This window comes from Floridaenema flaviceps BLCC-F50 (assembly GCF_041929275.2).
In the GTDB taxonomy this organism is placed as follows: Bacteria; Cyanobacteriota; Cyanobacteriia; order Cyanobacteriales; family Aerosakkonemataceae; genus Floridanema; species Floridanema flaviceps.
The window spans coordinates 3,790,102-3,808,526 of sequence record NZ_JBHFNR020000001.1; the positions used below are offsets into that span (position 1 = coordinate 3,790,102).

Sequence of the window (18,425 nt, forward strand, 5' to 3'; positions counted from 1 at the left end):
ACACTCTTTACCCATAAAGAAACAGTAGCAGGCGAATAAAGTTTACAGCTTTCGTTAAATTCTAACCTAGACTAAATATATCTATACTGTACTAGCCAGACATTCAAGTGTGGTAAGTAAACCAAAAATTAGCCAGACTTAACAAATTGTAGGAGAGAATCATCCACAATTAAAGGGTAACTTTTATAATTTTTTGGGCTGGGAAACTCAGTAGCAGCAAGAAATTAGATCGAACACTTTATTTTATTAGGAGAGCGTTATAGTTCCATGCAGGGAACGTTAAGTGAAATTGATATTCGTAGTATTCTGCAACTTATCGAATTAGGTCAACGAACGGGGTACTTAGAAGTACAGGCTTTTGGTGACTCAAAATTCCGAGTAGCAGAACAGTTTTGGATTGTATTTTTCCTCAATGGGCAAATTGCCTACGCCGCAGACAGCGACAGCAGTTTGTCTCGCCTGCGCGATTATTTACGACGTTATCGATTAGATTCTGCCGTAGAGCAACTGTATGTACCTGCGATCGCCACCACCAATGCACCCGAATACGGCTACCTGTGGACATTATTAGAAACTCACGTCCTCACGCCAGCCCAAGGTAGAAGTATCATTCAAAGCATGGTACAGGAAACCCTGTTCGATCTGCTCAGTTTACACCAAGGCTCCTTTGTTTTTGAAATCGGTCCAGCTATTGCCCCGCAACTCACCAGCCTAGAAATTGGCCCGCTTGTCACCCAAATTATGAAACAGGTACAAGAGTGGAAACAATTTCATCCCCATATTCAATCCCCAGAACAATGCCCAGTGTTGGTAGAATCGTCACTTTTACAGCAAAAATTACCAGCACACACCTTTAGAATTCTGGAAAGTTGGGCAGATGGTCAAAACTCCCTGCGGCAATTGGCACGTTACCTAAATCGACAAATTCACCCAGTTGCCAAAGCCATTTACCCATACATCAAAAAAGGTTGGGTGCAACTAGTTTATCCTAGTAATCCCAACACCAATCCAGCGCCGGGAGAATTCACTGCCGAGGCGAAAACTGGGACACACAGCGTAGTGTTCATTGATGATGGGATTGCCACCTGTAAAGCTGTGGAACAAACACTCAAACAACATGGTTACGCTGTATCTGCCATCAGCGATCCCCTGAAAGCACTGAGCTTGGTATTCCAGATTAAACCAGACCTAATTCTTTGTGACATTATTATGCCTGAATTAGATGGATTTGAAATTTGTGCCATGTTGCGACGGTCTACAGCGTTTCGCCAAACTCCGATCGTCATGTTAACAGGTAAAGATGGCTTTATCGATCGCGTCAAAGCCAGGATGGTAGGTGCAACTGACTACCTCACCAAACCCTTTGGCGAGGGGGAATTACTGATGCTAGTAGAGAAATATATTGGTAAGAGCGACAACGATGTAACCAAAGCCACCCAATTATTGATCGATGCGTTAGAAGAAGAAATAGGACTAACCAACAATTCCGACTTGAATGTAAGTTGGTCATAGTGGGGAATACTAAACCAAGGTGCCCAATACTTGACTAAATTGATAGGTGGAAAGCGGCAACCTTGATAGATTTTTACTGTAATGTAATGCACGCAAATCAGTAGGTCAGGTAAAAAAATTATGAGTACAGTTCTAGTGGTAGAGGATAGCGTTACCCAAAGAGAGATGATCTCCGAGCTCTTACGTGGCAGTGGGCTTAACGTTACAGTTGCCACTGATGGAGAAGAAGCACTCCAGTTCATCCAAGGTCGTTGTCCCGATCTAGTAGTCTTAGATATTGTCATGCCCAAAATGAACGGCTACGAGGTTTGCCGTCGCCTCAAAGCCGATCCGAAAACGCAAAAAGTCCCTGTAGTGATGTGTTCTTCTAAAGGCGAAGAATTCGATCGCTATTGGGGCATGAAACAGGGTGCAGATGCCTACATTGCCAAACCGTTTCAGCCTAAAGAACTGATCGGTACAGTTAAACAACTATTAAGAGGATAGGGAAAACCATTATGGTTGGTAGCCCGGACTTTTTAACCGGAAAAGGTCAAGACCAAAGTTCAGAATTTCAAGAATTAGAAAGCCCAGAAGGTGAGTTACATCTGCGGTTTTATATTACACCGACCACAGAATTAGCTTTACCCGCAACAGGCATCAAAGAAGTAATTTCTCAGCCACCAGATAGAATTACCCCTATACCCAATGCCTCTCCCTTACTCTTGGGAACACTCAACTTTCGAGGTAGAGTAATTTGGGTAGCTGATTTAGGACAATTCCTGGGAGAATCTACATCATTAAATACTGACCGCCCAGAAATTCCAGTGATTGCCATTGAAGACCAAGATACTATGCTAGGCTTGGCAGTCGATCAGATTGTGGGCATGGATTGGTTGGATGTAGAAACAGGTTTTCAAATGCCAAATAATGCACCAGATAGTATGGCACCCTTTCTCCGGGGTGAGTGGGTATTAGACACCCAAAACAATAAAACTCTGCAATTATTAGACCAAGTGGCGATTCTGCGATCGGCACGCTGGGCAGCATAAAATTCTGTAGAGCAGTGTTGAGTGCCGATCTAAAAAACAGATATTCTACTCTGGTCGAGAAAGTTTTGAGTTAAGTTAATAACTCTTCTTTCTGCCTTTAAAGCTCAATTCAATTCTTGAGTTCAAAATCTCGAAAGACAAATTTGGTAAATAATTATTGGGTAACAGCAAATGATTTATGAGTATAAAACCCGCTCTAAATAATTTCCAACTAACTCTAACTCAGCACTCAGTACTCATTTAGCGGGAGGAGGCAAATGCCATTTAGCACACACACACAGAAATACCAACAAGCTCAAACAGCATATATGCAGGGTAAAGACGAGGAAGCGGCAGAAATTGTCGATCAACTCGTTTCGGAGTTCCCAGAGGAACCCAGTATTCGATTACTCCGAGGTCATATTTATTGCAACCTCAGAGAGTTTGATACAGCCAGGGAAGAGTATGAATATGTGTTGACCCTGACAGATAATCCAGAATATGTTGATTACGCCAACAGTGGTTTGGCTTACCTGAGTGAATGTGAAAATTCCTCAAGTGCCAATGGTGCTGGGGAAATGGATTATGGCGAGGATTATCTTCCTAGTGAAGATGAACAATGGAATCAACACGATCGCGCTACTCTAGCTAATGATTTTGGCTTAGATGACCTGGGTTTAGACGATATTGATGATATCCCCTCCATGCCATCTAACTATCAAAGTGGCAGAGGTGGACAATTCGAGCAAGACAACCCCTTTGGCACTAATCCTAGTGTCAATGGCTACTACGATAACGGCAATGGTGCTGATGGTGGAGAACTGTTTGTCGATCCCTTTGCAGTAGGTTCCCCAGAAGAAACATACTTCGATCAAGAATCAGCAGATGTATCCTCTGGGTGGTTCGCCCCAGATCCAAATCAACAAGATAATTACTACCAAGAAGAAGAATCAGAAACCAATAATTACGTATTTAGTGCGGATTCTGCCGCCTATAGCGACGAAGCTGCATTTGACTACCAAAGTAATGCTTTTGACCAAGAATACAACAATGAGTACAACAATGAGTACAACAATGAGTACAACAATGAGTACAACGATCGAGACATAGCATATCCCTCTTCAGAATCTCCTGGCTGGTCAAACTCACAACCGACATTTCCCTCTGGGCATCCTGTTACAGGTAGCCAGGGAAATTCTCGTCCGACTTATTCAAGAGGTGTGGTTGGTGATGATGAAACAATTCTCCTGGGCAATGAACTAGGTCCCAATAGTGACGAATTTGATGCCTTTAATGTGGCTTTTGGGGAAGAAAACGACGATGATGCAACTTTTGCTATGCCTGTTTCCGGCTCCCGGCAACGAGTTAACAATGATATTCTCCAAGAATTCGATGAATTTGATGATGATTTAGGGAATCTGCCTAATTTTGACCACTTGGAAGATTCAGCAGCCCTAGAACCTCATCCGCAAACGGGTTCTTTTGGTTTAACAGGGGGAATTTCTACCGGGGGAATTCGCTCGGACCTAACTGATGCAGGCGATCGCTCCGCCTTTGGTTATGATGATAATTTCCCCACCACAGAACCCCCAATCTTTGTTCCCCCATCAGCCAGCGGCAGCACAGAACCAACTGTTACTGTCGATCAGGGTTTGTTAGCTTTCTTTGAAAATGCTCCTCTAGCCCGCAAACGCACTTATTCAGCCATAACAGTAGGCATTGTATCCGCAATTTCCGTCGCTGCGGTTAGTTTAGGCTCACAACTGGCTTTCCGTCCCCCAAATAAAGAAAGCCTTACCCAAATGCAGTTTACAGGTTTGGCAATGGCGGGAATAGCCGGAATAGTCAGTTTTGGCACTACCATGCTCGTTGGCGGGTTAATGGCTCGGCAAATTCGTCGCCAAACCGTAAATTTACAAGACCAATTTGATTCGGTTTCTCAAGGCAATTTGTCCGCCCAAGCTAGCGTTTACTCCGAAGATGAACTGGGCAGATTAGCTTCAGCATTTAACCAAATGACTCGGATTATGCTGACTCAAACCAGTGAAGCACAACGGAAAGCGGAAGAACAAGAACAGGCAAAAGAAGATTTACAGCGGCAAGTAATTCGCTTGCTCGATGATGTGGAAGGAGCCGCCAGAGGTGACTTGACTGTTCAAGCTGAGGTAACTGCTGACGTTCTCGGTGCTGTTGCTGACTCGTTTAACTTGACAATTCAAAACCTGCGGGAAATCGTGGTTAAGGTAATTGAAGCGGCTAAACAAGTCAACAAAGGTGCTTCGGAAAACGAGAAATTTGCCCGTCAACTCTCGGCTGATGCTTTGCGCCAAGCAGAAGAATTGGCTGTCACCTTAAATCAGGTGCAGGGGATGACGGAGATGATTGCTAGAGTAGCCGATAGTGCGGCTGAGGCGGAAAAAGTCGGACGCAGTGCTTCGGCAATGGCTCGCAAGGGCGGCGATGCGGTAGAACGGACAGTGGGCAGTATTTTGGGAATTCGGGAAACGGTGGCGGAAACTACCCGCAAGGTGAAACGCTTGGCGGAGTCTTCCCAGGAAATTGCCAAAATTGTGGCTTTGATTGCCGCGATCGCATCTCGTACCAATTTGTTAGCATTAAACGCTAGCATTGAAGCGGCAAGAGCAGGCGAAGCGGGTCGGGGTTTTGCAATTGTGGCTGATGAAGTACGACAGTTGGCAGATCGATCGGCAAAAGCACTCAAGGAAATTGAGCAAATCGTTTTGCAAATTCAAAGCGAAACTGGCTCGGTAATGATGGCAATGGAAGAAGGTACTCAGCAGGTAATTGAAGGAACAAAAGTTGCCGAGCAAGCGAAGCGGAGTTTGGATGACATTATTCAAGTGTCTAACCAAATTGACGTTTTGGTGCGATCGATTACTGCTGATACAGTTCAGCAAACTCAAGCGGCTCACAATGTAGCACAGGTAGTTCAATCTGTGGAACTTACCGCCCAAGAAACCTCCCAAGAAGCACAACGAGTGTCAGGACAACTACAAAATCTAGTTGGTGTGGCACGCAATTTGTTAACTTCTGTGGAACGTTTCCGTGTAGAAGCGAGCGATCGCTAAGCACACTCTCTCTAACCTGGCTATATTTGAATAAATTAACGCTAGGAAAAACTGACAATTATTACTTTTGATAGTTGAGTTTTGCCAAAAATAAAAACGCGGTAGGGGCAATTCATGAATTACCCCTACACTCAAAACTCACAACTCGTTGAGGAACAGAGCTATGCTGCCAGAACAACAACAGCGCATCCTGGGCTACTTTATTGAAGAAGCTAAAGATCACCTGAATACTATTGAGCAGGGTTTGCTGACTCTCCAAAATACAATTAATGACCGAGAATTGTTGAAGGAGGTCTATCGTGCTGCTCACTCTGTTAAAGGGGGAGCAGGAATGTTGAGCTTGCAAAGTATTCAGAAAACCTCCCACCTTTTAGAAGATTGTTTTAAATTACTTGAAGAATCGCCAGTCAAAGTAGACCAAAAATTAGAGTCTCTGTTCTGGCGAGTATTTGATGCACTCAAAGAGCTATTAGAACAGCTGCAAGGGCCTTTTGGTTTAACTGAAGATGTCTCAAATAATGTGATGGCATCAGTAGAATTAGTTTCTAATGAACTAAGACAACACTTAGATAAATTAGTAAGTTCTTCTGCTGGTAAAGTGACAGCAGCCAAGCAAAGAGATTCACAGCAAGATTTGCTGATTTCTACTTTTAAGCAGGAGGTAATGGAGCAATTGCGGCAAATGTTGCAATTGTTTAAACCACCAGCTTGGCCCGACAGCCGTCCACAACTGCAAGGTTGCTGTGATACTTTGGTGCAAATGGGCAATCACTTTGAATTGTCTAATTGGTGTAGTTTAATTGAAACGGCAAAAAGTGCGATCGCTAATCAAGAAAACACCTGCCAAACTCTAGCTCCCATTGTCATTAAAGAAATTAAAGCGGCTCAAGAGTTAGTTTTGACAGGAAAAGTCACCCAAATTTGCGTAGGCGAACAATTGCTAGCACTTTTACCTGTAATATCTGCTCAAGAAGAAGAATTAGACTTTGGCGATTTATTCATCGAAGAGTCAGTACCTAGCAGTGAAGCAGATGTTGATTTAGCAGAAATTTCTGCTTCTGAAGAAGTAGATGCTGACTTGTTCGCTCAACCATTAGAATTTACTGAACCTGAACCCTTAACAACTACATCTAATTTGGGGAGAGCAGGAAAAGCGGCGAGATCGATCGCAGACAATACCCCCCGGATGGATGCGCCCGAAAGCCAAAGAAATCCAAGATTTGCCGAGCGACATGGGCCAGAGGTAGGAGCCGCAGAACTCAATACCTTAGCAGACCTATTTCAAGAAGCAGTAGACCTCGACGATAGCTGGCAAGAAGAAGAAACTTTTAGCGAGACTATAGTTGAATCAGTAGGTTTAGAAACAGCAATAGACTTAGAAACAGATAGCGAATTTGCCGATCTGTTTGATGATATTTCTGCCGAACAACAAGCAACAGATGAAGACATTTTAGATTTTCTCAATGATGACTTTGAAGAAGAAACATCTTCAGTTAGCAGCGCAGATTTTACAGATTTTGGTTTAGATGATACCGACGATATTTTCGGGGAAAAAGCATCAGGAGAAGCTGAAGATAATCTCACCGAACTATTTGCTGACTTACCAGAAGAATCGGCAACTTGGGATGAAATTACAGAAATTAATGAAGCAAATTTAACAGCAGAAATTGACCAATTTGATGGAGGAGAAACAGAAAATAGTTGGGATGAAGTAGATTTTGCCACACTAGAAGAGCCTGAAAATTTAAATTCCGACAATTCTTTAGAGATTTTGGGCTTGGATACCGAGGCAGATTTTAATTGGGAAACCGAAACTACTGAAGCAACAACAGCCGCAGATTCTCAGTCAGAAGCAGAATTTAATTTAGCCAATCTGTTCGATACAGATGAAGAGATATTAGATTTTGCTGGGGAAACTTCTCCCCCAAGGGAATCAGAAGTAACGGAAGCAGCTTTAACAGATGATTTTGCATTTTTCGCTGATTCAAATGAGTTGATGAATGGCGAAGTAGCTGAAGAGGAATCTGTAGCAGATACCTTTGATTTTGGTGCAAGTAATGATGAATTTTGGAGCGAAGAAACTCCAGAAGCGATCGCCACAACAGAGGAATTAAACGAAAATTGGTTCGCCCAAGTCGCCAATCAAAATAACCAAGAAATACCTGTAACAGTAGATGATTTCTCCTTTGATGCTTTCGCTCCCTTTGCTTTAGATACCTCAGCTAGTAACCAACAATCAGAGGATCAGTTTTCTTGGGATGTTCCCGCCACAGCAAATAGTACTGGAAGTTTAGACGATCTGTTTGTCTTGGAAACAGAAGATTTAGGCAATTTGGCTGCGGAAAACATCGATTTGAGTGATGATTTGTTTGCTGTAGATCCATTTACGGAAAACACAAATTTAAACAACACAGCAAATGTATTTCCAGCCGATGAATTTACCACTCATATCCAAGATTTCGACAACGAAATAGGTGCTTATTTGGCAGAAGAACCGGGAATGGAATGGTTAGCAGAAAACTCGGCAGAACCATCTTTAGAGTTGTTTGAGTCAACGCCAACAGCCGAAGAAACTTTTGATTTTGGCAATTTTGATGAAGAATTAACCACTGATTCAGAATTGACAACAGATAATTTTTTGGCAGATATTTCTGATGATGGTGGTTTTGATTGGGGCGATCGGTTAACTGAGGAAATACCGGAAACGTCAGAAGCTACTGAGTGGCAAGATTTAGCAGAATTGTCCACAGATGAAAGCTTTGATTTTGATGGGTTCACTGCACAAACACCAGAAAGTTTTGCAGAATTGTCCACAGATGAAAGTTTTGATTTTGATGGGTTAAGTACGGAAGCACCAGAAAGCTTTGCAGAATTGTCCACAGATGAAAGTTTTGATTTTGATGGGTTAAGTACGGAAGCACCAGAAAGCTTTGCAGAATTGTCCACAGATGAAAGTTTTGATTTTGATGGGTTAAGTACGGAAACACCAGAAAGCTTTGCAGAATTGTCCACAGATGAAAGTTTTGATTTTGATGGGTTAAGTACGGAAGCACCAGAAAGCTTTGCAGAATTGTCCACAGATGATGGCTTTGATTTTGATGGGTTAAGTACACAAGCACCAGAAAGTTTTGCAGAATTGTCCACAGATGATGGCTTTGATTTTGATGGGTTAAGTGGACAAACAACGGAAAGTTTTGCAGAATTGTCCACAGATGATGGCTTTGATTTTGATGGGTTAAGTGGACAAACAACGGAAAGTTTTGCAGAATTGTCCACAGATGATGGGTTTGATTTTGATGGGTTAAGTTTTGAACAAACAGAAGAATTTGCTGATGCTGATGGATTAGAAGCTAACGCTTTGGATCTTGATAGTAATAGTTTGGATAGTTTCGATAATTTTGATTTGGAACTACCGGGAGAATTAGACACAGGATATGGCGCTGGCGATTTTGATTTTGCTGCTGATGTTGGCCCAACAGATGAATTTAGCGAATTAACGGCGCTGTTGAATGAGGAAGAAGCGCCTGCTGCCGAGAGCACCGAAGAAGTTGCCGATTTTGCTGATTTAGAGGCAATGCTGGGTGATGAAAAACCCGCAACTGCTGCGCCAACTAACGCAGATGCAACTGATGATTTAGATTTCGCTGATTTGGAAGCAATGTTGGGTGATGAACCGCCAAGTATAGCTAAGGCGGCGATTCCCGCAGCAGCGGCGACAGCAGCAGTAGCAGCAGCAGTAGCTAGTCAAAAGTCGAATGATGATATTGACTTTTCTGACTTGGAAAGTTTAGTAGCAGAAATCGATAAAAAACCGGGTTCGCCTGCTGCTAATAAACCTAGACCTAGCCAGTCTACAACACCGAAGCGTTTGACTAGAGGAATTCTGGAACAAACGATGAAAGTGCCAGTTAAGCAGATGGATAATCTGAGTAACTTGGTTGGGGAATTGGTGGTAAACCGAAATACTTTAGAACAGGAACAGGAAAGATTAAGGCAGTTTTTGGATAATTTGCTGACGCAGGTGCAGCAACTCAGCGATGTGGGCGCAAGAATGCAGGATTTGTATGAACGATCGTTGCTGGAAGCTTCGCTGTTGGCTTTCTCGGCGGCGCGATCGCTATTACACTTCTAGTTTTAGGAGTTATAATGACAGCGATTCTGATGGTTCATCTAATAACGAGAATTCCAATCATAACGAACATTCTGTAGATTACGATCCTTTGGAAATGGATCGATTTACTTCTTTCCACACCATTTCCCAAGAGATGATTGAGTTGATTGTTCGGGTAAGGGAATCGACAGCGGACATTGAATTTGTGACTGATGGAACTGAACAAGTTTGTCGTCAATTCCGCCAAGTTACTACTCAATTACAAGAAGGTTTAACTAGGGCAAGAATGGTGCCGTTTGGGGAAATTGAGCGAATTTTCCCGTTAATTCGTTATGTGCGCGATAAGGCGGCGGAATTTGGTAAACAGGCAGAAATCAAGATTGAAGGGCGAGAAACGCTGATTGATAAATTGATTCTGGAACATTTTTCCGATCCGTTAAAACATTTGGTAAATAATGCGATCGCCCATGGAATTGAAACTCCAGAAGTTCGCCAAAAAGCTGGTAAATCTCCGATGGGTAGGATTACGATTAAAGCCTTCCACCAAGGGAACCAAACGGTAATTTCTTTCTCGGATGATGGTGGGGGAATTAATGTCGATCGAGTTAAGCAGAAAGCGATCGAAAAACGCTTAATTTCTCGCGCCGATGCTGAAAGTATGAACCGCCAAGAAATTTACCAATTGATTTATCATCCTGGTTTTAGTACTAAGGACGAAGCAGATTTACTCGCTGGTAAAGGTGTGGGAATGGATGTGGTTCTTACCTCCTTAAGCGAAATTCGGGGGACAATTACCACTGATTCTAATCAAGGTAAAGGTACAACTTTCACGATTCGTTTACCGCTAACTTTGAGTATTTGTAAAGCACTTTGTTGTTTGAGTGACAAAGCCAGAATTGCCTTCCCAATGGACGGCGTGGAAGATGCTTTAGATATTCCCAAAGATCGAATTCAAATTAATGCCGAAGGGAGCCCTTGTATTCCTTGGCGCGATACAACTTTACCCTTCAAACCACTCAGCGAATTGTTGACTTATAATCGGCAATTAGGGCGGGCTGGTGTGTATGGTGGGACTAAAGAAGAAGATGTAATTTCGATCGTGGTTTTGCGGAGTCCTAACAACTTAATTGCTTTGCAAGTCGATCAAGTTTTGGGTGAACAGGAAATAGTAATTAAGCAATTGGAAGGGCCAATTCCTAAACCATTGGGCATCGCTGGTGCTACAGTCCAAGGGGATGGTCGAATTATGCCGATCGCTGATGTACTAGAATTAGTTGACCTGTCACTTGGAGTAATACGCAATGAAGGCGGAAAATTCTGGGATCAAGATGCAGGCGTAACATCAGTATCAGAACAACCCAAGCCAGATCCTACTGTATTAATTGTCGATGATTCGATTACTGTTCGTGAATTGTTATCGATGACATTTAATAAGACTGGCTACCGAGTTGAACAAGCACGCGATGGTCAAGAAGCATGGGATAAACTAAAATCTGGTCTACCTTGCGATATCATTTTCTGTGATATTGAAATGCCCAGAATGGACGGTTTAGAATTACTTTCCCGCCTGCAAAAAGACCCAGAATTAAATCATTTGCCAGTGGCAATGTTAACTTCTCGCGGTGCAGATAAACACCGTCAAATGGCAGTTCAATTAGGCGCAAGTGGCTATTTTACTAAACCTTATCTGGAAGATTCGCTGTTAGATGCAGCCTCAAGAATGCTCAAAGGTGAGAAGTTAGTTACCAGCAATGCTAGTGCTTGATTAAATCTGTAGGGTGCGTGACGGCATCACTCTCATAAAAATTGTGGATTTTACATTTTTCGCCGTCACGCACCGCTATTGTTAAAAGGTGCGTTACACTGACGTTAACGCACCCTACTTATTTCAACTTATGGCTGATTCAAGAGTGTCCTTCAATTACCCAAAAAGCACAAAAATCGATATAGTTGATGATTATCATGGTACAAAAGTTGCCGATCCTTATCGTTGGTTAGAAGATCCTGATTCGGATGAAACAAAAGCTTGGGTAGAAGCACAAAATCAAGTTACTTTTGGCTTTCTTAACGAAATTCCAGTTAGGGAAAAGTTGAAGGAACGCCTGACTAAAGTTTGGGATTATGAAAAATATAGCATTCCGTTTAAAAAGGGCGATCGCTATTTTTACTTTAAAAATGATGGGTTACAAAATCAAAGCGTTCTCTACACTTTAACTTCACTTGATGGCGAACCTAAACAACTACTCGATCCAAATAAACTATCTGAAGATGGAACAGTTGCACTTTCGGGAATTGCTATTACTGAAGATGGCGAATTAATGGCTTATGGTTTATCATCTTCCGGTTCAGATTGGCAAGAATGGAAAGTGCTAAATGTGGAAACAGGGGAAGATTTACCAGACCATTTAAAATGGATTAAATTTTCTGGTGCTGCTTGGACTAACGACAATCAAGGGTTTTTCTACAGTCGCTATGATGAACCGAAAGAAGCAACTAAATTAGAGGATGTTAACTATTACCAAAAACTCTTTTACCATCGGTTAGGAACTCCGCAATCAGAAGATGTTTTAATTTATCATCGTCCCGACCAAAAAGAATGGGGATTTAGTGGCGATGTCTCTGAAGATGGCAAATATTTAATTATTAATGTTTGGCAGGGAACCGATCCAAAGAATCTGATTTTTTACAAAGATTTGACCGAGCCAAATGCCGAGGTTGTTGAACTAATTAATGAGTTTGAGGCCAGCTACGGTTTTATTGATAATGATGGCGAAAATTTATGGTTTCGCACTGATTTAGATGCACCCAAGGGAAAAGTAATTGCCATTAATATTAACAACCCAGCTAAGGAAAATTGGCAAGAAATTATTCCCCAAGCTGAGGAAGTTTTAGAAGGTGTGACTTTACTAAATAATCAGTTTGTCACTGAATATTTAAAAGATGCCCGCATTCAAGTTAAAATCTTTGCATTAAATGGTGATTTTGTCCGAGAAGTCCAATTACCGGGAATTGGTTCTGCGGGTGGTTTCGGTGGGAAACGTTATGACACGGAAACTTTTTACAGTTTTACTAGTTTCACTTTTCCGACAATTATCTATCGATACAACATGGTGACAGATGAAAGTACCGTTTTCCGCCAACCAAATGTGGATTTTAACCCAGAAGATTACGAAACTAAACAGGAGTTTTACACCAGTAAAGATGGTACGAAAGTGCCAATGTTTATTACTCACAAAAAAGGTTTGGAATTAAATGGTGATTTACCAACATATCTTTACGGTTATGGTGGGTTTAGTGTACCTTTAACACCGAGTTTTTCTGTAGGTTTATTAGTTTGGTTGGAGTTGGGTGGAGTTTATGCGCTTGCTAATTTGCGGGGTGGCGGTGAATATGGGGAAGAATGGCATTTAGCGGGAACTAAATTACAGAAACAAAATGTGTTTGATGATTTCATTTCTGCTGCTGAATGGTTAATAGTAAATAAGTATACTTCTTCGGCAAAATTAGCGATCGGAGGCGGTAGCAACGGCGGTTTATTAGTGGGTGCTTGTATGACGCAACGCCCCGATCTGTTTGCTGCTGCTTTACCTGCTGTCGGTGTAATGGATATGCTACGTTTCCATAAGTTTACTATTGGTTGGGCGTGGTGTTCTGAGTATGGTTCGCCGGAAAATGCAGAAGAATTTCAGGTACTTTATGGTTATTCTCCGTTGCACAATTTAAAAGCTGGCGTTGCTTATCCCGCTACTTTAATTACTACCGCAGATCATGACGATCGCGTAGTTCCCGCCCATAGTTTTAAGTTTGCTGCGGCGTTACAGGAAGCACACAATGGCGATCGACCTGTGCTAATTCGCATTGAAACAAAAGCTGGGCATGGTGCCGGAAAACCAACTGCTAAAATGATTGAAGAAATTGCCGATCGCTGGGCTTTTTTGGTGCGAACTTTGGGAATAGAAGTAGCATAAAAGAAGGCCAAAGCTGTAGAGACGTTTCATGAAACGTCTATACTGTATTAAATCTAACGTAAGTTGCTAGTTCTCAGCCCAGAAGTTTTTGCTCCCCCATTATCCCCCTGTAGATCCCCCTCCCGTCCCCCTTAAAAAGGGGGAAACCAGAGGAAGCTTCGCTATTTATTTAACGGGGGACTTTGAATCCGGTTCCCCCCTTTGTAAGGGGGGCACAGGGGGGATCTTTTGGGGGGTTAGTTCGGATCTAACCAACAATCTATATAACTGGCAACCTGTATTAAATCTAGCAGTTAATATGCTAATCAAACAGATTATTTCCGTGATGGCAAAAATAACGACTCCAACTATTCAGCAGTCAGCAGTAATTCCCTACCGCATTCAAGATGAAAAATTAGAAATTTTGCTGATCACTTCTTCGGGGGGCAAACGTTGGGTTATTCCCAAAGGAATGATTGAACTATTTATGAAACCGCACTATTCCGCAGCCAAGGAAGCTTGGGAAGAAGCAGGTGTTGTCGGTGAAGTTTCCGAAACTCCAATTGGTACTTACACTTATAAAAAGTTGGGTTGTAATTTCTTAGTTGAAGTGTTTTTGCTGCGCGTAGAAACGGTGTTTAAAGATTGGCCCGAAGTTAAAATTAGGAAAAGAGAGTGGTTAAGTTTGAAACAGGCAATTAAGCGAATTGAGGAACCAGAATTAAAACAAATTTTGCTAGAATTCCCCCTTCATCTGTCAAACAATCCACTCTCTTAAAAAGGTACGTTATTAAGCATTTGCTGAGAGAAAGGGAATACTTTGGGCAAAAGCATCTTTAACTGTTAATCCTTGTTGGGTTGCCCAAAAATGGCTTAAAAAATGAATTTGTCGCAAGCCAACAATTAAATTTAATCCCGGTACAAATAGCCACCAAACTGTTAAAGGTTCTTTCATTCCGGCTTGGTGGTAAAGTTGGTTAACTGTTTTGTAAAGCCGGAATTGAACAATATAAATCCAGACAATTCCTAACAAAGAAAACCAACCAAACCAATCAGGAACATCAGGATCATAAATGCGTAAAAGTTGGGGAACAGCGACACCCAAAACAAATGGCGCTAAACAAAGGGTTCCTGACCAACCATAACCATTGTAGCGGCGTAATTCTTCTTGAATTATCCATTTGTACCAGCCATAATAAAGGGTGATGGTGGCTACAGAAAACAGTAATACTTGCCAGAGGGGACGGGGTTTTCCTAAAGGTTTGGTGGACATATTCAGGTTTTAGGTAAGGAAAGTTTGGTTGTGTAAACATTTTGTAATAATATTTTATATGGTGATAATGAAATTTGCTAGTTATGTAAGATTAGGTACGTTGTTGCGCTTTAGCGCTATTCTGCTAGCGCCCAAGCGCAACAACGTACCTATTACTATAAAAACCTAGAGGTAACGGGGTAATGAGTGGAAAGTTAGCTGTAATTTTCGGGAGTATTTTGATTTTCGGAATTCTGGAAAATCTATTTCCGTTTTTTACTTATAAGCAGGGTTTAATTAACCGAATGGCTACTAATTTTGGTTTGGGGTTGTTGAATGCGATCGCAGCCGACCTAACCACAGTCTGGCTATCCAAATGGTTAAAAGAACATACCACTTGGCAAGGATTATTTCACGATCTTCAACCTATTTGGTTAGTGGGCATTTTATCCATTTTAATTTTAGATTTGTATATGTATTTTTGGCATAGATTAATGCACACTTGGTCTTTAGCTTGGCGGTTTCATTCTGTACATCACACAGAAAAATCGATGAATGTTTCTACAGCTTATCGGTTTCATGCTATAGAAGTAATTGCTTCTTACTTACCCAAAATTTTCTTAATTTGGCTATTGGGTATTGCTATTCAACCATTAGTAATTTATGAATTAGCCTTTATATCTGTGATTGTTTTTCATCATAGCAATTGGGCTTTGGGTTATGGGTGCGATCGCTTTTTAAGCTACTTCATTGTCACACCTAACTATCACCGAGTTCATCATTCCCAAATAGTCGAAGAAACTAACTCAAATTATGCTAGTCTTTTGACTATTTGGGATAGAATTTTTCAATCTTTTCAGCATAGAGATGATCCAGAAAATATTAAATTAGGTTTGGCAGAGGAAGCAAAAGAACTAAACTTAATTAACTTACTAAGTTTACCTTTTTAATTATAAATACCCAGCGACTAAAGTCGCGGCTATACAAACAAAACCTGCCGAAAGCAGGTTAAAAGTCCGCGCAGGCGGACTTTGTTTGTGTAGTCGCGGTTTTAACCGCCAAAACCTTTTCAAACATTCTTTAAGGATTACAATACATACATTGTGAAGGATCGACTTGTTTAATACCATCAGGAAATAGAATCTCTTTTTGAAAACCGCATTTTTGGCATTGATAAATGTTCGCTAAAGTTGACTGAGTTGGCATATTACACAACGCACAAGGTAAACCAGGTTTTCTATCAGTTATACTAAACCCAGGAAAATCACAATTAGGACAAAGGCTATTAAGTTTTTGAACTAAATTAACAGTAGCTTTGGCAATATTTTTCATCCGAGTAGGATTATAAAGCGCCCGCATATCTGTTTCCAAATGTACTTTACCATTTGGTGAATTCTTCAAAAACAAGCTAACAGCTTCTTCTAACTTTTCTTCAGTGGTAATTCCCTTAATTATCTGGCTACTATCTTTTGGTATTTCTTCAAACATGACAACTAAACCATGTTCGGGAAATCCAATTTTTTGGGCGAATTCAAAAGCCTCTCCTACACTTTTAACTAATTGATGACTGTGGTTAGTTTCGGTGGAAAACTCTTCACCAATAATTTCTATTTCATGTTTTTTATCTAATAACAAAACAATTTCCCGATCGCAAGATAAATATGGTACAAAAGGATGAGGGCCAAAAGTTCCTTCGCTGGAAATTGCTAAAGTTTCACCTGTGATATTTAAGGCTTGTTCGGCTTTAAATTTAGCGGCTTCGATTTGGGTTCCTAACCGTTTAATTTCTCTGGTAAATGTGCCAAATTTATCGCTATCAAACTCTGTGGGGACGATCGCTTTTACTCCCAATTCTCTTTCCAAAATTGGTGAGATTACTTGCTCTTTTTTGTGCATGGTAGCTATTACGGCTGTGCGATCGGCAAACAACGATCCATTCTTCATATTTTTGGCGTATTATTTAACCTAGATTAAAAATTTATTAAATTATATCACCTAGCTTAAAGTAAGCAATATGTATCCTTCAAAAGAAAGATTCATTATCTAGGATTTAGTTTAGAATGTTAGATTAGTGCGATTTTAGCTGCATCTGGTTAATGTTATGTCATGGAAGAGTTTTTTGAGAGATATAGCCGATCGCTATAAGCTTTCTGGAATAGAGAGAGATATTTTTATTGAGCGTTTTAATGAATATAACTATGATAAAAATGAAACAGAAATTACTGCTGATTTGCAGAGAAATCTTAGAACAAATATAGATGAAACTGCTTATAAAAAACTATTACGGGGAATTTATGATAAATTTATTCAAAGTCAGGAAAACCCACAAGGTTGTCCAGATCTTGATTATAAAGGGCCAAACAAATATAAAAGATTACTAGCTTGGCTAGAAGCGAAATATGAACAGGGATCGGTTTCAGAAACTCCTCAACCTTTGCCAAAACCTAAATATCCCAACATCGCAGAACCTTTAAACTCGCCATTTTATATTGAACGTCCGGCGATCGCAAATCCCCTATATCAACAAGTTTTGCAACCAGGGTCTTTAATTAGAATTAAAGCAGCTAATCAATTTGGGAAAACATCTTTGTTACTCAGAATTTTAGGTCATGCTGCGACTAAAGGCTGTCAAACTGTACAGTTAAACTTTTGGTCAGATGCGAAACCAAATGATTTTGAAAATTTAGATAAATTGCTGCGCTGGCTATGTGTAAATATTAGTCGTCAATTGCATTTAAAACCCAAGTTAGATGCTGATTGGGATGAGAATTTGGACAGTAGAACTAACTGCACTGAATATTTGCAAAACCATATTTTATCAGCAATTAATAGCCCTTTGGTTTTGGGTTTAGATGAAATCGATCGCGTTTTCCACTATCGCCACTTAGCCGATGATTTTCTGTCCCTGCTGCGAGAATGGTATGAAAAATCTCAACAACTGCCAACTTGGAAAAAACTGCGGTTAGTATTAACTTACTCTACAGAACCATATATTAGATTAGATCGCAAAACCTCTCCGTTTGAGGTAGGATTAGAAATTAAAATTCCCGAATTTACAGCCAAAGAAGTGCAAAGTTTAGCTGATTTACATAATCTTTGTTGGAAACCTAAAGAAGTCAAACAATTAATGACACTAGTGGGAGGACATCCTTATTTAGTGCGATTAGCTTTTTATCATTTAACTCGCCAAAAAATTAGTTTAGATCAGCTTTTATTGGAAGCAACTAATCGATCGGGAATTTACAGCGAACACCTGAAATATTTGTTAGACTATTTAGACGCTCATTCCGAATTAAGAGCAGCAATGAGAAAGGTTTTAAAAAGCGAGAAAGGCGTACAATTAGACATCACCCGTGCCAATAAATTAGAAGCTTTAGGTTTAGTAAAAATTCAAGGCAGTAAAGCAATTCCTAGCTGTCAATTATACCGCGATTATTTTCGCGATCGTCTCTAGGAGGAGGTGGGGAGATGGGGGGATGGGGAGATGGGGGGAAAATAATTTAA

At 40.9% G+C, this 18,425-nt stretch carries 12 protein-coding genes; 10 read left to right on the forward strand and 2 right to left on the reverse strand.

What is annotated here, in order from left to right:
* Nucleotides 1-267: 267 nt before the first annotated feature.
* The 8 genes from ACE1CI_RS18380 to ACE1CI_RS18415 all read left to right on the forward strand — a co-directional run bounded on the left by ACE1CI_RS18380 (nucleotide 268) and on the right by ACE1CI_RS18415 (nucleotide 14,447).
* On the forward strand, nucleotides 268-1,512 hold the full coding sequence (locus ACE1CI_RS18380; RefSeq protein ID WP_413265077.1) for a response regulator: 1,245 nt from the start codon (nucleotides 268-270) through the stop codon (nucleotides 1,510-1,512).
* Between the two features lie 120 nt (nucleotides 1,513-1,632).
* Nucleotides 1,633-1,998 (forward strand): response regulator transcription factor, encoded by a 366-nt coding sequence (locus tag ACE1CI_RS18385; RefSeq protein ID WP_413265076.1) that lies wholly within the window; start codon nucleotides 1,633-1,635, stop codon nucleotides 1,996-1,998.
* Nucleotides 1,999-2,009: 11 nt separating this feature from the next.
* Nucleotides 2,010-2,543 (forward strand): chemotaxis protein CheW, encoded by a 534-nt coding sequence (locus ACE1CI_RS18390; protein WP_413265075.1) that lies wholly within the window; start codon nucleotides 2,010-2,012, stop codon nucleotides 2,541-2,543.
* 257 nt (nucleotides 2,544-2,800) lie between these two features.
* Nucleotides 2,801-5,611, forward strand: a complete 2,811-nt coding sequence (locus tag ACE1CI_RS18395; RefSeq protein WP_496615555.1) for a methyl-accepting chemotaxis protein — start codon at nucleotides 2,801-2,803, stop codon at nucleotides 5,609-5,611.
* A 163-nt stretch (nucleotides 5,612-5,774) separates the two neighbouring features.
* The gene (locus ACE1CI_RS18400) at nucleotides 5,775-9,743 is read left to right on the forward strand and encodes an Hpt domain-containing protein (RefSeq protein WP_496615556.1); all 3,969 of its coding nucleotides are present in this window, start codon (nucleotides 5,775-5,777) and stop codon (nucleotides 9,741-9,743) included.
* A complete protein-coding gene (locus tag ACE1CI_RS18405) occupies nucleotides 9,676-11,487 on the forward strand; it encodes a response regulator (protein WP_496615557.1) in 1,812 nt (603 codons plus the stop codon). The genes ACE1CI_RS18400 and ACE1CI_RS18405 overlap by 68 nt, the downstream gene beginning before the upstream one ends.
* A gap of 130 nt (nucleotides 11,488-11,617) precedes the next feature.
* Nucleotides 11,618-13,690, forward strand: coding sequence for a prolyl oligopeptidase family serine peptidase (locus tag ACE1CI_RS18410; RefSeq protein ID WP_413265072.1), 2,073 nt, complete (start codon nucleotides 11,618-11,620; stop codon nucleotides 13,688-13,690).
* Between the two features lie 298 nt (nucleotides 13,691-13,988).
* Complete coding sequence (locus ACE1CI_RS18415) at nucleotides 13,989-14,447, forward strand: NUDIX hydrolase (protein ID WP_413265071.1); 459 nt, start codon at nucleotides 13,989-13,991, stop codon at nucleotides 14,445-14,447.
* A 12-nt stretch (nucleotides 14,448-14,459) separates the two neighbouring features.
* Here ACE1CI_RS18415 and ACE1CI_RS18420 read toward each other — a convergent pair whose 3' ends face one another.
* Nucleotides 14,460-14,942 (reverse strand): hypothetical protein, encoded by a 483-nt coding sequence (locus ACE1CI_RS18420; RefSeq protein WP_413265070.1) that lies wholly within the window; start codon nucleotides 14,940-14,942, stop codon nucleotides 14,460-14,462.
* A 182-nt stretch (nucleotides 14,943-15,124) separates the two neighbouring features.
* On the opposite strand from ACE1CI_RS18420, the gene ACE1CI_RS18425 reads away from it, so the two are divergent.
* Nucleotides 15,125-15,871, forward strand: coding sequence for a sterol desaturase family protein (locus tag ACE1CI_RS18425; RefSeq protein WP_496615558.1), 747 nt, complete (start codon nucleotides 15,125-15,127; stop codon nucleotides 15,869-15,871).
* A gap of 130 nt (nucleotides 15,872-16,001) precedes the next feature.
* On the opposite strand, the gene ACE1CI_RS18430 is transcribed toward ACE1CI_RS18425, so the two are convergent.
* Entirely contained in the window at nucleotides 16,002-16,865 is an 864-nt protein-coding gene (locus ACE1CI_RS18430; protein WP_413265068.1) for a DUF6671 family protein, read from the reverse strand.
* Nucleotides 16,866-17,022: 157 nt separating this feature from the next.
* On the opposite strand from ACE1CI_RS18430, the gene ACE1CI_RS18435 reads away from it, so the two are divergent.
* Nucleotides 17,023-18,375, forward strand: a complete 1,353-nt coding sequence (locus tag ACE1CI_RS18435) for an AAA-like domain-containing protein (protein ID WP_413265067.1) — start codon at nucleotides 17,023-17,025, stop codon at nucleotides 18,373-18,375.
* Nucleotides 18,376-18,425 lie beyond the last annotated feature (50 nt).

What these genes read in the sequence shown, in the direction of transcription:
- ACE1CI_RS18380 (WP_413265077.1), top strand. Translation starts at nt 268, where the DNA reads ATGCAGGGAACGTTAAGTGAAATTGATATTCGTAGTATTCTGCAACTT.
- ACE1CI_RS18385 (WP_413265076.1), top strand. Translation starts at nt 1,633, where the DNA reads ATGAGTACAGTTCTAGTGGTAGAGGATAGCGTTACCCAAAGAGAGATG.
- ACE1CI_RS18390 (WP_413265075.1), top strand. Translation starts at nt 2,010, where the DNA reads ATGGTTGGTAGCCCGGACTTTTTAACCGGAAAAGGTCAAGACCAAAGT.
- ACE1CI_RS18395 (WP_496615555.1), top strand. Translation starts at nt 2,801, where the DNA reads ATGCCATTTAGCACACACACACAGAAATACCAACAAGCTCAAACAGCA.
- ACE1CI_RS18400 (WP_496615556.1), top strand. Translation starts at nt 5,775, where the DNA reads ATGCTGCCAGAACAACAACAGCGCATCCTGGGCTACTTTATTGAAGAA.
- ACE1CI_RS18405 (WP_496615557.1), top strand. Translation starts at nt 9,676, where the DNA reads ATGAACGATCGTTGCTGGAAGCTTCGCTGTTGGCTTTCTCGGCGGCGC.
- ACE1CI_RS18410 (WP_413265072.1), top strand. Translation starts at nt 11,618, where the DNA reads ATGGCTGATTCAAGAGTGTCCTTCAATTACCCAAAAAGCACAAAAATC.
- ACE1CI_RS18415 (WP_413265071.1), top strand. Translation starts at nt 13,989, where the DNA reads ATGCTAATCAAACAGATTATTTCCGTGATGGCAAAAATAACGACTCCA.
- ACE1CI_RS18420 (WP_413265070.1), bottom strand. Translation starts at nt 14,942, where the DNA reads ATGTCCACCAAACCTTTAGGAAAACCCCGTCCCCTCTGGCAAGTATTA.
- ACE1CI_RS18425 (WP_496615558.1), top strand. Translation starts at nt 15,125, where the DNA reads ATGAGTGGAAAGTTAGCTGTAATTTTCGGGAGTATTTTGATTTTCGGA.
- ACE1CI_RS18430 (WP_413265068.1), bottom strand. Translation starts at nt 16,865, where the DNA reads ATGAAGAATGGATCGTTGTTTGCCGATCGCACAGCCGTAATAGCTACC.
- ACE1CI_RS18435 (WP_413265067.1), top strand. Translation starts at nt 17,023, where the DNA reads ATGTCATGGAAGAGTTTTTTGAGAGATATAGCCGATCGCTATAAGCTT.